Consider the following 14430-nt stretch of genomic DNA (forward strand, 5'->3'; position numbering starts at 1 on the left):
CGCCGGGCGCTTCGACCGGCGTTTTCCCGCGGCATTGGTAGAATACGCGGTCATGCGTGCCGCCCAAGCCGGCACCCCGAACAGCGCAACAGGAACCCGACATGAAAAGAACGCGCCTCAAGCGCCGCGGCGGTCTCGGCCGCACTGCCGAACAACTCGTCTGGCTCGCCGGCGGGCTGGCCCAGTCCGGCAGCCGGATCGAGGACCACTACTGGGAGATGCAGCTCGCCAGGCTGATCGACGAGACCCTGACCGACAACGACGAGGAAGTGCTCAACGCCGCGCTCGACCACCTCTACAGCGCCGACGCGCGCGCCTACGACGAGCTCGCCGACAACATCGAGTCGCGCGCCGAATGCGCCGCCGGCAGCCTCGCCGAGCACGACGTCGTGCTGATCGCCGCGCCGGTGCTGGCCTGGTCGCGCTACCGCATCCCCGCCGCCAACATCCCGCCCGCAGTGCTCGCCAACCTGCGCGTGCACCTGCAGGCCCACGTGCTCGCCAAGGGGGCCAAGCTGTCGGTGGCCGACTTCCTCTTCAGCCCCGACCAGCTGCCCCAGGGCTACTGCGCCACCGCGGAGTTCGCCAAGGTGATCTGCGGTGCGGCGGCCGACAACCTCGATCTGCACATCGACACCGATGGCATGCCGGAGACCGCGCAGTTCCTCTCCGACACCCGCTACCTGCTCGCCGCGGTGGCCGTGCCGCGCGGCGCCGCGCTGTTCCGCTGGCAGGAGCCGGACGGCACCCGCGACGGCGCGCTCGAGCAGTGGCGCGCCCAGGGTGGCGCCTGCCTGACCCCGCTGCTGCCCGGCTGCGCGGTCGACCTCGTGCTGCCCGACTCCTACTTCGCCGCCAGCCGCGCCGCCGACAAGGACAGCCGGCCCTACTCGGTGCGCGCCTCGGTCGCCTTCCTCGCCACCACGCTGGAAACACCTGCCGCCAACCTGCGCGCGGTGGTCGCGCCGTTCTGGGAGCGCACTCTCGAGGAATACCGCATCGGCTTCACCGTGCGCGGCCGCGACGAGGTCGTGCACGGGGTGGTGTGGCCGCTGTTGGGGGCCGAGGACGAGACCACCGACTGCGTCGCGCAGATCGAAACCGTATTGCGCGAATCCGGTCTCACCGACGTCGTGGCGCTCGAGCACCACTTCCCGCTCGAGTACTGCGACGATTGCGGCGCCCCGCTCTACCCCTCGCCCGAGGGCGAGGTCGTGCATGCCGAGATGCCCGAGGAACAGGGCGTGCAGGCGCCGCGCCACCTCCACTGATCCCGCACGAGGTTCCCATGGCCCGCGAAGTCGACAAACCCGACGCCGAATGGCGCCGCCAGCTCTCCGACCTGCAGTACCGCGTCACCCGCGAGAAAGGCACCGAACGTGCCTTCACCGGCGAATACTGGGACGTCTGGGACAAGGGCGCCTACAATTGCGTGTGCTGCGGCGCCCCGCTCTTCCGCTCCGAGCACAAGTTCGACGCCGGCTGCGGCTGGCCGAGCTTCTGGACCGCAGCCGAGCCCGACAACGTCGAGACCGCGGTAGACCGCAGCCACTTCATGGTCCGCACCGAGGTCCTTTGCCACCAGTGCGGCGCACACCTCGGCCACGTCTTCGAGGACGGCCCGCAGCCCACCGGGCTGCGCTACTGCATCAACTCGGCGTCGGTGCGCCTGGAGAAGGAGTCGGACTGAAGATCGCGACTCGCGTCGCTCCCACAAAACCCGCACAGCTCCGCAGCCCCCCGGAGGAGCAACACAAGTCGCGATCGAGGCCCCCCGTGGGAGCGACGCAAGTCGCGATCGAGACCCCCAGACCGCCCCGTAGGAGCGACGCAAGTCGCGATTGCCAGTTCAGCGCGCCCGAAACGAAAAAACCCGCGCCAGCCTCTCGGCCGCGCGGGTTTTTCTTGCGACGAGGACGACGCTTACACGCGTTCCCACACCGTGGTGATGCCCTGGCCGCCGCCGATGCACATGGTGGCGACGCCATAGCGGCCGTTGGTGCGGATCAGCTCGTGCAGCAGCTTGGTGATGATCACCGAGCCGGTCGCGCCGACAGGGTGGCCGAGCGAGATCGCGCCGCCGTTCGGGTTGACCTTGGCGGTGTCGAGGCCGAGACCGCGGTTCACCGTGATCGACTGCGCGGCGAAGGCTTCGTTGGACTCGATCACGTCGATCTGGTCGAGCTTCAGGCCGGCACGCTGCAGCGCGAGCTTGGTGGCGGGGATCGGACCTTCGCCCATCACGTCGTTGGGCACGCCGGCGATCGCGTAGGACACCAGGCGCGCGATCGGCTTGTGGCCGCCCGCAGCCGCCTTGGCGGCATCGGCCAGCACCAGGAAGGCGGCGGCGTCGTTGATGCCCGAGGCGTTGCCGGCGGTGACCGAACCATCCTTCTTGAACGCCGGCTTCATCTTGCCCAGCGCTTCCATGGTGGTCATGCGCGGATGCTCGTCGGTGTCGAACACGACGGTGCCCTTGCGGGTCTCGAAGGTGATCGGCACGATCTGGCCCTTGAAGCGGCCCTCGGCGATCGCCGCGGCGGCGCGCTTCTGCGACTCGAGCGCGAAGGCATCCTGCTCTTCACGGGTGATGCCGTGCTTGGTGCACAGGTTTTCGGCGGTGATGCCCATGTGGCCGACGCCGAACGGGTCGGTCAGCACGGCGACCATCGAGTCGATCGCCTTGGTGTCGCCCATGCGCGCACCGCTGCGCAGGGCGGGCAGCAGGTAGGTACCGCGCGACATCACTTCGACGCCGCCGCCGATGGCGAAGTCGGCATCGCCCAGCATGATGGCTTGGGCCGAGCTGACGATGGCCTGCTGCGCCGAGCCGCACAGACGGCTGACCTGGAAGGCGACCGAATCCATCGACATGCCGGCGTTGATCGTGGCCACGCGCGAGACGTAGGCATAGCGGGAATCGGTCGGGATGCAGTGGCCGACGGATGCGAACGAAACCGCCTTCGGGTCCACACCCGCGCGGGCGATCGCTTCCTTGATCACCACCGCGCCGAGATCGGACGGCTCCATGTCCTTCAGCGAGCCACCGAAACCACCCACGGCGGAACGAACAGCGCTCAGAACGACGACTTCACGATTTGCCATAACCCACTCCCTTGTTGAGATTAGACTTGTCACCGCCCCACCCAGCCCGCAGCCGCGAGCAGGAAGAGCAGGAACAGACACACGAACAGAGCCCGCCATAGCAGGCTCACCGTGTTTTGCATGTGATCGACGCCTGCCTCGCTCCCCAGCCCCAGTTCGGGCCGATCCACGATGCCCCCGGCCACATGGACCGGCATGCCGAGCCGCACGCCCAGCGCGCCACCACCACTAGCGATAAGTATAGCCGACGACCTCTCCGGCCACAGCACCGCCTGCGAGCGCCAGCAGTAGATCGCATCCTCGAAATTGCCCATGATGGAAAAAACGATCGCGGTGATCCGCGCCGGCAGCCACTCGATCGCCTCGCGCGCGCGCAGCGCGAAGCCGCCGAAGCCCGCGTCGCCCCCATCCGGGCGTCCCCACTCCTCGGCCAGCAGTCCGGCGAGCCGGTACATCACCGCGCCGCTCGGGCCGGGTAGCAGCACGAACCAGAACATCACGCCGAACAGCCGGCGGTGCGAGACGACCAGCGCCTCCTCGATCGCGAGGCGGGCGATCTCGCTCGCGGAGGCCCCCTCGTGGCGGGTCCCCCGCCAATCCTCGAGCAGGCTGCGCGCGCCCTCGGGCTCGCCGAGGCGAAGCGCCATGTGGATGGCCGAGAAGAAGCGGGTGTCGTGGCGGAAGCCGATGCAGAGGTAGAGCGCCACCACGTTGAACAGGAAGGCCAGCGCGGGATGCATCTCCCACAGCAGCCAGAAGGCGAGCGCGCTCGCGAACCCGGCGGCGGGAACCAGCAGGAGCCACGCGAGCCGTCCCTGCGCCGCCGAGCCGCCCTCGAAGCGCCCTCGCATTCCGCAGACCACGCCGCGCACCCCGCGCACCGTCCACCCGCGCGCCGGCAGCGGACGCAACTGTTCGAGGACGAGCGCAAGGATCAAGGAAAAGAAGGTCATTCAGGCAGGACGTCGCGGGCCGAAAAGGCCCCGGGCACAGAGCCGAGTCATCGGTGCGGCAAGATATCACAAAGGCAAGCGCGCGCCGCCTGCCGGAAACCCTTGGCCGCGCTCAGCCTTCCTCGTTCAGCAGGCGATACAGCGACATCAGGATCCCCGCGGTCGCACCCCAGATGAAATAGCCGTGCCAGGGCATGGCGTGGAAGCGTCGCATCCGCCCCTCGTGCAGGATGCTGTGCTCCTGATGGTTGCGCGGATCGAGGAAGTGCGCGAGCGGCACCTCGAAGGCCTCCGCGACCTCGAAGGCGTCGAGCGTGAGTTCGAGCGGCGGATGCACCACGCCGACCACCGGGGTCACCCTGAAGCCGGTACCGGTGAAGTAGTCGGGCAGCGCGCCGATCAGCTCGACGTGACGGCGGGCGAGCCCGATCTCCTCTTCCGTCTCGCGCAGCGCGGCATGCACCGGCGAGGGGTCGTCGTCCTCGAGGCGGCCGCCGGGAAAGCTGATCTCGCCCGGATGATGGTGCAGGTGGTCGGTGCGCCGGGTGAGCAGCACCGACGGCACCTCGTCGCGCACCACGAGCGGCACCAGCACCGCCGCCGGCTTGGGCGGGCGCGAGCGCGCGAGGTCGCGGCCGTCGCCGTTGAACCCGCCGTCCCGGTGCGGGCCCGCGGCCAGCCGGCGGCGGATCTGTTCCAGAGGGGGAAGACCATGCGGTCCGCTAGCAGGATTCACGCGACGCCTCAGTAACGTTTCTTGAGCAGCAGGCGGTCGCCCTCGCGCCGCCAGTCCATTCGATTGAGGAAACTCATGCCGAGCAGCACCACGGGCAGGTCTGTCTCGTGCACCGCCGCATCGACCCCGAGCATGCGCACGCCGCCGAGCTCCACCGCGTCCAGCCTCACCTTCCAGATCGTCGCCAGCCCGTTCGCGGTCGCGCTCTGGCCCATCGTGCCGGCGCGGTAGTCGATGCCGAGCCGCAGCGCATCGCTGCGCCCCATCGCCACCAGGGTGGCGCCGGTGTCGACCAGGGCATTGACCGCCACGCCGTTGATGCGCGCGCCGGTAAAGAAGTGCCCGCCCCCGTCGGCCTGCAGACTGATCTCGCTCGCCGCGGTTCCCGCGCTGCTCGCCACCTGCTCGCCCAGGCGCGCGACGAAGACACGGCCGTCGTGCTCCAGCGTGGCCGCCTCGCTCGTCGCCGCCCGCAGCACGATGCCCTCGCGCGTGCGTGCGCCCACCTTCACGGTCTGCGGCGCGCCGCCATCGACCACCAGCACCGCCCGGCCCGCGAACAGCCCGGCCACCGCCACGTCGGCAGCGTACGCCGCCCCCGCGCCCAAGCCCGCCGCGATGGCCAGCACGCCGACCGAAGCCGCCTTCCATCCGTCCATCCCGTCCTTCCTCCGCATCGCGCCGATCTCCCTCCCCGTTGCCGATCCGCCAAGCGGGCCCGCCCGCGCTGCGCACCGCCCGCCGATCATCCTCCGAGCCCCCGCCGTTCGTCCACCCGCGACGGCGGCATTCTGCGTGGCGCCATAGAATCCGTCACGAACACCCCGGCGGCAAAGTCCGACAATGCAATCGAGACTGTGCACCATCCGACACGGAGCCCCCCTTGAAACACGCCTCCCGCACCCGCGGCTTCACGCTGATCGAACTGATGATCGTGGTCGCCATCATCGGCATCCTCGCCTCGATCGCCCTGCCCGCCTACTCCGACTACATCCGCCGCTCGAAGATCGTCGAGGCGACCTCGGTGCTGTCCGACCTGCGCGTGCGCATGGAGCAGTTCTACCAGGACAACCGCAGCTACGTGTCGACCGGCACCACCTGCGGCGTCGCCATGCCCACACAGCAGTTCTTCACGATGAGTTGCACCGGCACCAGCACCACCTACACGCTGACCGCGACCGGCAAGTCCGGCACGGACGTGGCAGGGTTCACGTACACGCTGAACCAGCAAAACGTCCGCGCGACAACCGGCGGCAGCTTCGGCACCAGCACGACCTGCTGGGTCGGCAAGAGGGGAGGCGGCTGTCTATGAGGACGCCGATCCAGCGCGGTTTCGGCCTGGTCGAGGCCATGGTGACGATCGCAGTCTTAGCGATCCTGCTCGCGGTCGCCGTACCCAGCTTCCAGCAGATGATCGTCAACGGCCGCACCCGCACCATCGCCGAATCCTTCCGCGCCGGTGTGGATCTGGCCCGTACCGAGGCGATGCGGCGCAATCTGCCGGTCGGGTTCGCCGTCGTCTCCGCCGTCACCGGCTGCAGCGCCGACACCACCGGCACGAACTGGGTGGTCTTCTTGGGCACGACCTGCAACAACGACGCGACGGTGGTGCAAAGGTTCGTCGCCGGGGGTAGTGAGGCGGGCGTCACGGTCAGCACCTCGAGGGGCACGCTCATCTTCAACGGGATCGGCATGAGTGTGGGCGGAGCCACGGCCACCATCGACTTCGGCAACAATCTCCCCTCCGCACAACGACGTACGCTCCGCCTGGGCGTCAGCGCGGGCGGCCAGACCCGCCTGTGCGAGCCCGGCATCACCGCCAGCGGCGACCCGCGTGCCTGTTGAGGAGGCCAGCCATGAAGCGCACCGTGAGACTCCCCATCCAGCCCGACCGCTCCAAGGCCTGCGCGGGCAGCCGTCCGCAGCGCGGCGCCAGCCTGCTCGAGGTGCTGATCGCCCTGCTGATCTTCTCCTTCGGCGTGCTCGGCATCGTCGGCCTGCAAGCCAGCATGAACATCCGCAGCACCGAGGCCCGGCAGCGCGCCGAGGCAGCGCTGCTGGCCGACGAGATCATCGGTCGCATGTGGCTGGCGCCTGCGATCAGGCGTGAGGATTTTGTCTATCGGTCCGATGCCGACTGCACTGCGACCGCGACGACACCGCCAGACATCCTGTCGTCCTGGTTGAACAAGCTGCGGGCGACCATCCCCGGCGCCCAGGTGGTCATCGGCCACGACGAGACCACTGGCGAGACCCGACTCACCATCTGCTGGCCGCGCCCGCAGACCAACGAATGGAGCAACCATGTCGTCCGCGCCCGCATCAATTCGAACAACTGAAGCCGCGCGGCCGGCACCCGGGCGCGCAAGCGCCGGCAGATGGCGCCGCGCTGCGAGGCTACGTACGCGCGGCATTGGCCTGGTCGAGTTGATGGTCGGCATGACCATCGGCCTGATCGCGCTGCTCGTCATGGTGCAAACCTTCTCGGCAAGCAATGCACACAAGGCCAACACGGTCAGCGGCGCCGACGCGACGACGGCCGGCCAGGTGGCCATGACGCTGCTGGAACGCGATCTGCTGAACGCGGGCGCCGGCTTGATCGGCACGGGCTGCAGAACGATCAAGTATCTCAAGCCCGGCACCAGCGGAGCACAGGAGATGAATGGCATGCCGGTCACGATCGTGGCGGATCCGAGCGCGCCGAGCGCCCTGGCCTCGCGCAGCGATCGCATCACGATCCGCTACGCGAGTTCGGGAGAGGCCTCGATCGCCAAGGCCACCCTCACCGAATCCATGCCCAGCCCCTCGTCCACAATGTTCGCGAACATCGGGATGGGGTTTTCCGAGGACGATCTGATCGTGCTCAACGACGCGGAAGGCCACTGCGCGATCCAGCAGCTCACCCAGGACCCCGGCTCGGTCGGGCGCGGAGGCGGTGCATGGCGGTTCCAGATCAACCCGAGCAGTCCGTATAACGACCCGGGCGACTCGGCGGGCCTGTTCCCCTCCGACGGTTACCAGTCGGGGACCGGCACGATCCGCTCGCTCGGCCCGGGCGGCATCGCCGAGACGGTCTATCGCCTGCAGTCGCGCGGCAGCAGCACCGCGCCACCCGACACTGACCTGGCGACCTCGCGCGCCGACATGGCGAGCACCACGGCCGCGCAGACGCTCGTGCGCGACGTCGTCGCCCTGCGGGCCCAGTACGGCTGGTGGAACAGGACGACCAACACCGTGAGCTTCAGTTCGACGATCCCCACCGGAGCCGGGGCGGCGGACCTGGTCGCCGTGCGCGTGGGCATTCTGGTGCGCGCGAGCCAGCGCGACGCCAGCTACACCGCGCCCGAGACCTTCAGCTTCTTCGAATACGACACGCCGGTCCAGATCACCCTGGGCAGCGCGGAGCGCAACTACCGTTATCGGAGCTACGAAACCGTGGTTCCGTTGAGGAATGCCTTATGGAACCGCGAGTGATGCACGGTGAACGCCGCCAGCGCGGCGCCGCGCTTTTCATGGCGCTGATCATGCTCGTGGCGATGAGCATCGCCGCGGTCTCGCTCGTGCGCAGCGTAGACACCACGGTCACGATCGCCGGCAACCTCGCCTTCCAGCAGGCGGCACTGCAGGCCTCCGACTTCGGCGTCGAAGCCGCCGCGCACGACCTCGACACCAAGCCGCGCGAGAGCCAGTGGAAGGTCGGCGGGACCTGTCGGCTGACGAGCGCCGAACCCACGGTCTCGAACTATTTCCCGACCATGTTCGCCACGGCGAGCACGATGGGCAGCCCGACCATCGGTGGGCGCAGCTACACGATTCCGGGGGTCCCCACGCTCGACTGGGACAAGGTCGCCTGCATCGAAGACTCCCGGATCCCCGATGGATACCGGGTGCAGTACGTGATCGACCGCCTGTGCACCGGCACGCTGCCGATCGCCAACCGCGCCGAATCCTGCGTTTCGGACAACCCCGAGGAAGGCGGATCCCGCCGTGCCGGTTCGCCACGCATCACCGGCGCCTCGTCGATCCGTTACCGGCTGACCGTCCGCGTCACCGGCCCGAACAATGCGCAGTCCTTCGTGCAGGTCGTGCTGCGCGACTGATGGACTCCTCGCCCTTAACCGGAGAACGCGTCGTGAACAACGCACACCCCGCCTTCCGGCCGATTGCCCGGCACACCCGCCTCGCGCTGCTCGCAGCCGGCCTGCTCGCCGCCCAGATTGGCTTCGCCGCCCAGACCGAGATTTCCGAGGTCCCTCCCGAATCGAAGATCACGGTGCCGGCGAACGTGATGTTCACGCTCGACGACTCCGGCTCGATGTACTGGGAGAGCATCCCCGATTCACATGGTTTTCGGGACGGCATCTATCTCTTTCCGCGCCCGGCGAACGTCTACGATTGGCGCACCGGCGCCACCGACTATCCGGCCAACCCGGTCTCGACGGATCTCGACGACCCCAATGCGCGCTTCTATCGTTCGTACGCCGGAAACCCCCTGTATTACAACCCGGAAAAAACCTACAAGCCCTGGAGCAACAGCGACGGCAGCCTGTGGCCGAACGCGGAGCCGACCCGGGCCTGGCTGAATCCGGGTCATCCGAACAGGGACGACTACACCCTGGACCTCACGCAGAACCTGCTCTGGCGGCCACCACCGGACAGCTCCAACGTTGCAGAGGCCACGATCTATCCTGCGACCTATTTCGTCTACACCGGCCCGGCCCCTCTGGTCCGCACCGACACGACCACGACGAACACGCCAGGCAACTTCGCCCGGGTGCAGATCGGCCTCACCACCTTACCCCCCCGCAGTCCCAAGCGTACCGACTGTGCCGGCGATCCCTGCACCTACGCGGAGGAAATCAAGAACTTCGCCAACTGGTTCTCCTACCACCGCTCCCGCCACCTCGCCGCACGCGCGGCGATCGGCAAGGCCTTTTCCGAACAGAAGGACAACCTGCGTGTCGGCTACGCGACGATCAACCGAACCACCGAGACGGACATCGACGGCTTCACGACCAAGCGGGTCGTGCGCGGCCTGCGCCTGTTCAAGGACGAGGAGGCCGCCGACAAGCGCTGGCGCACCCAGTTCTTCGACTGGCTCTACAAGGACCCGATGCCGCGCTTCTTGACCACGCCGCTGCGCACCGCGATGGACGATGTCGGCAACTACTTCACGAGCGCGCCGCCCTGGCGTGCGAAGGTCGAGGACTCTACCAGCGCGGCCTTGAGCTGCCAGCGCAGCCACCACATCCTGATGACCGACGGCTACTACGACAACGACGGAGACAGCGCACGCGCGTCCATCTCGGGATCGAACGTCGACAACCTCGAAGGCGACGAGCACACGAGCGAGGACGGCACCAGGAGCTTTAGCTACCTGCCGGCCGCCCCGTACAAGGACGACTACACCAATACCCTCGCCGACGTGGCGATGTACTACTGGAAGACCGACCTGCGCCCGGGCCTCGCCAACGGCATTCCCGACGACGATCGGAACCCGGCCTTCTGGCAGCATCTCTCCACCTACACCATCGGCTTCGGCATCACCGGCATGCTCTCGGAAAGCGACATCGTCGCGCTGTTCGCGGGCCGCCTGAACTCGGTGTCCTGGCTGAACCCGACCACCGTCGGCAACGACCGGGCAAAGGGCGACGACCTCGTCCACGCGGCACTCAATGGCCGCGGAGAATTCTTCCGCGCCGACGATCCGGAGCTCTTCGCCCAGCGCATGAGCAAGGTGCTCGAATCGCTCGCCAACAATCCGAGCGGCGCCGCAGCCGCGGCCGTGACCAAGCCCTACATCGATATCGCGAACAATTTCACCTACGAGACCAGCTACAGGGCTGCGCAGCGGATGGGCGACATCAAGGCCTACAAGTTGCACCTGGAAACCGGGCAGCCCGACCGTAACCAACCGGCCTGGACAAAGCCCTGCCCGACCGATGCGAGCAGGACCTGCGCCAAAGGGGTCGCCGAGATGCTCGAGGCGCGCACCCCGGACTCGCGCCAGATCGCCACCTTCAACGGCAGCAGCGGAGTGGACTTCACCAGCAGCGGCCTCGGCACCACGCTCCTCGGTCAGCTCCAGTCCCCGGCAGGGGCTGGCAATGGCGCACAGGTGCTCGCCTACCTGCGCGGCGACCGCAGCCAGGAGTCGACGAGCTTGCGTCGCCGGCTGCAGCTCCTCGGTCCGATCATCCACAGCGAACCGGTCCTGGTGCGCGAGCCCGACCGCTCCTATGCCGACGCCGGCTACGCGAGCTTCCGCTCGAGCACCGCGGGACGCACCCGCATGCTTTACGTCGGCGCCAACGACGGCATGATGCATGCATTCGACGCCTCCACGGGCGCGGAGAAGTGGGCCTACGTCCCGAAGGCCGTGTTTCCGCGGCTGCCCGGACTGGCCTCGCCCAACGGACTGTTCGAGGCCACGGTTGACGGCTATCTCACCGAAGGCGATGTGGATTTCGGCTTCACCGGGGGAACGCGGGGCACCGCCGACTGGCGCACCTTGCTGGTGGGTGGCCTCGGCCGTGGCGGCAAGGGCTTCTATGCACTCGACATCACCTCCCCCGAAGTGACCGAGTCCAGCCCGCTCACGGCGAAGGTGCTGTGGGAATTCAGCGGCGACGCCGATCTCGGCCTCGCCTTCTCGCGGCCGATCATCGTCAAGCACGAGGTAGTCACGACCGACAACCGGGGTAACGAGACGCGCTCGGGCCAGGGGTGGGTCGTGCTCGTCAGCTCGGGCTACAACAACTCGAGTGGCGACGGCAGAGGCTACCTGTATGTTCTCAACGCCAAGACCGGTGCGCTCATCAAGAAGCTCTCCACGGGCGTCGGCAGCGCCAGCGACCCGAGCGGGCTCGGCCAGCTCAGCGCCTGGGTGCACAACGCCGACGTCAATAATGGCGTGCAGTGGGTCTACGGTGGGGACCTGAAGGGGAACCTGTGGCGCTTCGACCTGAGCGCAACCAACCCCGACGCCTGGTCGACAAGCAAACTTGCGGTCCTCACCGACGCCAGCGGCAACGTCCAGCCCATCACCGCGGCGCCCGAACTCACCCGCGTCAAGGCCGGCAACGATTTCCGCAACCTGGTCGTGGTGGGCACGGGGCGCTACCTTGGAGAGAAGGACGTCCCCGGTACCACGGTCTCCGCGGCCGACGCGGCCCAGGTCCAGACGTTCTACGTCATCGAAGATCGCATCGACCGCGGCGGCAGCACCGTCGTGCGCGCAGACCTGACGCCTCGGACCCTCGCCGCGGAGACCGACGGCACGCGCACCCTGTCCGATGCAGCGGACATCAACTGGTCTGCGAAGCGCGGGTGGAGGGTGGATCTGAACATCAGCGGCGAACGTGCCACGACCGATCCTGCGATCGCCCACACCACGGTCGCATTCACGACCAACGTCCCGAGCGCGTCCGATCCATGCGTGCCGGGCGGGACGAGCTATCTGTTCCAGTTCGACCTCGCAACCGGGATGGCTCCGATCGGTACAAACGCCCTTCCCTACGTGGGCAAGCGCCTGCGGCCCGGTCTGGCGAGCCGCGTCGTACTGATCGTGACGCCGAACGGCCAGGTCATCGGCCTGATCCGCAAGACCGACGACAGCAGCGAAGCCGAGCCGATCGTGACTTCGGTGTCCGGGGGCGACATTCGCCGGATATCCTGGCGCGAACTGAACTATCGCTGAGACCGGACACGATCACTGGAAACGAGAAAGGCGCCGACGGCGCCTTTCTCGTTTCGGGAACCACCTAAGAAGTCATCGCGCGGCACGCCCGCGCACGGCCAGCCCGAAGAGACCGATACCGAGAAGCGCCAGCACGCCCGGCTCGGGCACCGGATTTCCGTTTCCGTTGTCGACGACGTTGGCAAACACCGTCAGCTCCAACTCGTAGCTGCCGCGACTGGAGGCGAACCCGACATCCTCATCCGACAGCAAGAGCGAGAACATCATCTCGTGGCTGCCAAGCTCGTCCGCCCTGAAGCTCGCCTTGACATTCCGGCCTGTGCCCTGCGCGAGCCCCTCGAACAATTCGAGGTCCGTCATCGACAGCCCGGAACCGCTCTTGGGATTGAATCCATCCAGATCCAGTCCCGCTCCGCCGAGCAAACCAAGGTTGAAGATGTTCAGATCGAGCGTAAATAAGTCGCCGAGCCCGACCTCGATGTTCCCTGACACAGGGAGCCGCCAAGTCGTCGTGGTCTGGTCTCCTTCGAAGGAGGCGATCGCATGAGGAACGTAGCTGTAAGCGAGCTTATGGGTGAACGATCCCGCCGCGTCGGCCGTACGGGAGCTGAGGGATGAGGTCAAAGAGTCGGCCGAACCCGGCGCCGTCGAACTCAGGTCGGCAACAAGCTCGTACGAAGCCGCGCTGTTTCCGGGCGGCTGCCCGGCTTTCGCGACGAAGGCGTCTCCGGCCGCATCACCCGAGGCGATGGTTCGAGAAAGAGTATCGAAATTGCTCAGCGACGGCGTCGGCGTGCTCACCGAACCGATGACCTGGCGATCGAACAGGGACTCGCCGAAGGACGTCCAGCTGACGCGCACCGCACTCGTCCCCGTCGCGCCACCCGTGACTTGCTGCGAGAGCAGCAAGTTCGAAGCGGAGACCGATGCGGTAATCGAGGTCAGCACGCCCGTCGATGCATCGAACTGCTGGAACGAATTCGGGCCGACCGAGCCGCTGGTCGTTATTGCCGTGCTAACCGCGCCGTCCATCACGGACGAGTCGGTCACTGCATAACTTCTCTCAGCGATATCGTACGTCCGCACGGAAATCATCGGTGCGGCTTGGACAGCCGACATGCCGATCATGGAAAGCACCAGCGCCATCAGGCGGGGTTGAGGATTCATGTGGTTCTCCCGTTCTATTTGAGCAAGCGGGTATTACATGCTTGCCGACGAGCGTTACCAGCAAAAATCAAGCCAGAAGAAATTTTGCTTAATAATCCGTGACTTAAATTATTACCCCCCCCCCCGAACCCTGGGTAACTGTAAAAAAAACCGACGCAAAGCGAAATCGAGGCCTCATCGATGCCCCAAAATGGGGTCCAGCCAATGGCTGCGAGACGCATGGGTGGTTTTCGTGGTTCGGGCCCGACGACCTGCTCAAGCCCAGGTGTCGACGATGCCGCCCGCCGTGCTGCCGACCGCCGCAGCGGGGGGCCGGGGAATCGCCTGCAGCAGTTGCATCGCGCTCTCGCCCTGGAGGTCGAGCGCCTTGCGCAGGACTTCGACCGAGGCTTCCTGCTGGACCTGCGCGAGCGCATTGTTCGAGGCCAGCGCGGCGATTGCGGTTGCTTCCATGATTTGTTCTCCTGTCGAGCCGGGGCGAGGGCGGTGATGTCGAAGAGCATATCGGCAGGGAGCGGAGGAGCTTGAGCCGCACCGGCGGCAGCGGGTGACGGACCGCCCGCATCGCGACTTGCGCCGCTCCTGCAGCGCGTGCAGGTGTCGGAAATACGCGAACGCAGCGCGCTCGGCATGCGTGAGGACCGCCCCACCCGCGCGGGAAACAACGGCCGAACCCCAGCCGAACCGCGTCCGAAATCGCGCTGCTTCTCGTGGGAGCGACGCAAGTCGCGATTCCCCGCTGCTTCTCGTGGGAGCGACGCAAGTCGCGA

At 67.3% G+C, this 14430-nt stretch carries 14 protein-coding genes; 8 read left to right on the forward strand and 6 right to left on the reverse strand.

Features of this window, described 5'->3' with window-relative positions; genetic code table 11:
- Window positions 1-101 precede the first annotated feature (101 nt).
- Both PO78_RS18965 and msrB read left to right on the forward strand, forming a co-directional pair.
- A complete protein-coding gene (locus tag PO78_RS18965; RefSeq protein WP_043746087.1) occupies window positions 102-1271 on the forward strand; it encodes a DUF2863 family protein in 1170 nt (389 codons plus the stop codon).
- A gap of 17 nt (window positions 1272-1288) precedes the next feature.
- The gene (gene msrB, locus PO78_RS18970; protein ID WP_004298623.1) at window positions 1289-1690 is read left to right on the forward strand and encodes a peptide-methionine (R)-S-oxide reductase MsrB; all 402 of its coding nucleotides are present in this window, start codon (window positions 1289-1291) and stop codon (window positions 1688-1690) included.
- A gap of 233 nt (window positions 1691-1923) precedes the next feature.
- Here msrB and PO78_RS18975 read toward each other — a convergent pair whose 3' ends face one another.
- From PO78_RS18975 to PO78_RS18990, 4 genes are all read right to left on the reverse strand, one after another.
- Complete coding sequence (locus tag PO78_RS18975; RefSeq protein WP_004298625.1) at window positions 1924-3105, reverse strand: acetyl-CoA C-acyltransferase family protein; 1182 nt, start codon at window positions 3103-3105, stop codon at window positions 1924-1926.
- Window positions 3106-3134: 29 nt separating this feature from the next.
- Complete coding sequence (locus PO78_RS18980) at window positions 3135-4058, reverse strand: CobD/CbiB family protein (protein WP_012585597.1); 924 nt, start codon at window positions 4056-4058, stop codon at window positions 3135-3137.
- Window positions 4059-4170: 112 nt separating this feature from the next.
- The gene (locus PO78_RS18985; protein ID WP_004298629.1) at window positions 4171-4794 is read right to left on the reverse strand and encodes a CoA pyrophosphatase; all 624 of its coding nucleotides are present in this window, start codon (window positions 4792-4794) and stop codon (window positions 4171-4173) included.
- An 8-nt stretch (window positions 4795-4802) separates the two neighbouring features.
- The gene (locus PO78_RS18990; RefSeq protein WP_012585598.1) at window positions 4803-5453 is read right to left on the reverse strand and encodes a retropepsin-like aspartic protease family protein; all 651 of its coding nucleotides are present in this window, start codon (window positions 5451-5453) and stop codon (window positions 4803-4805) included.
- A 224-nt stretch (window positions 5454-5677) separates the two neighbouring features.
- Here PO78_RS18990 and PO78_RS18995 point away from each other — a divergent pair, with 224 nt between their 5' ends.
- From PO78_RS18995 to PO78_RS19020, 6 genes are all read left to right on the forward strand, one after another.
- Window positions 5678-6106: a type IV pilin protein gene (locus PO78_RS18995; RefSeq protein WP_012585599.1), complete on the forward strand. Its 429-nt coding sequence runs from the start codon at window positions 5678-5680 to the stop codon at window positions 6104-6106.
- On the forward strand, window positions 6103-6639 hold the full coding sequence (locus tag PO78_RS19000; protein ID WP_004298635.1) for a GspH/FimT family pseudopilin: 537 nt from the start codon (window positions 6103-6105) through the stop codon (window positions 6637-6639). The genes PO78_RS18995 and PO78_RS19000 overlap by 4 nt, the downstream gene beginning before the upstream one ends.
- Before the next feature lie 11 nt (window positions 6640-6650).
- On the forward strand, window positions 6651-7133 hold the full coding sequence (locus tag PO78_RS19005; protein ID WP_043746091.1) for a type IV pilus modification PilV family protein: 483 nt from the start codon (window positions 6651-6653) through the stop codon (window positions 7131-7133).
- Between the two features lie 100 nt (window positions 7134-7233).
- A complete protein-coding gene (locus tag PO78_RS19010) occupies window positions 7234-8268 on the forward strand; it encodes a PilW family protein (protein WP_012585601.1) in 1035 nt (344 codons plus the stop codon).
- Entirely contained in the window at window positions 8268-8894 is a 627-nt protein-coding gene (locus PO78_RS19015; protein WP_144312166.1) for a pilus assembly PilX family protein, read from the forward strand. The genes PO78_RS19010 and PO78_RS19015 overlap by 1 nt, the downstream gene beginning before the upstream one ends.
- A gap of 32 nt (window positions 8895-8926) precedes the next feature.
- Window positions 8927-12493, forward strand: coding sequence for a pilus assembly protein (locus PO78_RS19020; protein WP_231570766.1), 3567 nt, complete (start codon window positions 8927-8929; stop codon window positions 12491-12493).
- A 72-nt stretch (window positions 12494-12565) separates the two neighbouring features.
- On the opposite strand, the gene PO78_RS19025 is transcribed toward PO78_RS19020, so the two are convergent.
- Together PO78_RS19025 and PO78_RS19030 are read right to left on the reverse strand one after the other, a co-directional pair.
- The gene (locus tag PO78_RS19025; RefSeq protein ID WP_043746097.1) at window positions 12566-13660 is read right to left on the reverse strand and encodes a PEP-CTERM sorting domain-containing protein; all 1095 of its coding nucleotides are present in this window, start codon (window positions 13658-13660) and stop codon (window positions 12566-12568) included.
- 255 nt (window positions 13661-13915) lie between these two features.
- Window positions 13916-14113: a YjfB family protein gene (locus tag PO78_RS19030; protein WP_004298647.1), complete on the reverse strand. Its 198-nt coding sequence runs from the start codon at window positions 14111-14113 to the stop codon at window positions 13916-13918.
- Between the last annotated feature and the right edge of the window lie 317 nt (window positions 14114-14430).

The organism is Thauera sp. SWB20, from assembly GCF_000831325.1.
Taxonomy (GTDB): Bacteria; Pseudomonadota; Gammaproteobacteria; order Burkholderiales; family Rhodocyclaceae; genus Thauera; species Thauera aminoaromatica.

What these genes read in the sequence shown, in the direction of transcription:
- PO78_RS18965 (WP_043746087.1), top strand. Translation starts at nt 102, where the DNA reads ATGAAAAGAACGCGCCTCAAGCGCCGCGGCGGTCTCGGCCGCACTGCC.
- msrB (WP_004298623.1), top strand. Translation starts at nt 1,289, where the DNA reads ATGGCCCGCGAAGTCGACAAACCCGACGCCGAATGGCGCCGCCAGCTC.
- PO78_RS18975 (WP_004298625.1), bottom strand. Translation starts at nt 3,105, where the DNA reads ATGGCAAATCGTGAAGTCGTCGTTCTGAGCGCTGTTCGTTCCGCCGTG.
- PO78_RS18980 (WP_012585597.1), bottom strand. Translation starts at nt 4,058, where the DNA reads ATGACCTTCTTTTCCTTGATCCTTGCGCTCGTCCTCGAACAGTTGCGT.
- PO78_RS18990 (WP_012585598.1), bottom strand. Translation starts at nt 5,453, where the DNA reads ATGGACGGATGGAAGGCGGCTTCGGTCGGCGTGCTGGCCATCGCGGCG.
- PO78_RS19000 (WP_004298635.1), top strand. Translation starts at nt 6,103, where the DNA reads ATGAGGACGCCGATCCAGCGCGGTTTCGGCCTGGTCGAGGCCATGGTG.
- PO78_RS19005 (WP_043746091.1), top strand. Translation starts at nt 6,651, where the DNA reads ATGAAGCGCACCGTGAGACTCCCCATCCAGCCCGACCGCTCCAAGGCC.
- PO78_RS19010 (WP_012585601.1), top strand. Translation starts at nt 7,234, where the DNA reads ATGACCATCGGCCTGATCGCGCTGCTCGTCATGGTGCAAACCTTCTCG.
- PO78_RS19015 (WP_144312166.1), top strand. Translation starts at nt 8,268, where the DNA reads ATGCACGGTGAACGCCGCCAGCGCGGCGCCGCGCTTTTCATGGCGCTG.
- PO78_RS19025 (WP_043746097.1), bottom strand. Translation starts at nt 13,660, where the DNA reads ATGAATCCTCAACCCCGCCTGATGGCGCTGGTGCTTTCCATGATCGGC.
- PO78_RS19030 (WP_004298647.1), bottom strand. Translation starts at nt 14,113, where the DNA reads ATGGAAGCAACCGCAATCGCCGCGCTGGCCTCGAACAATGCGCTCGCG.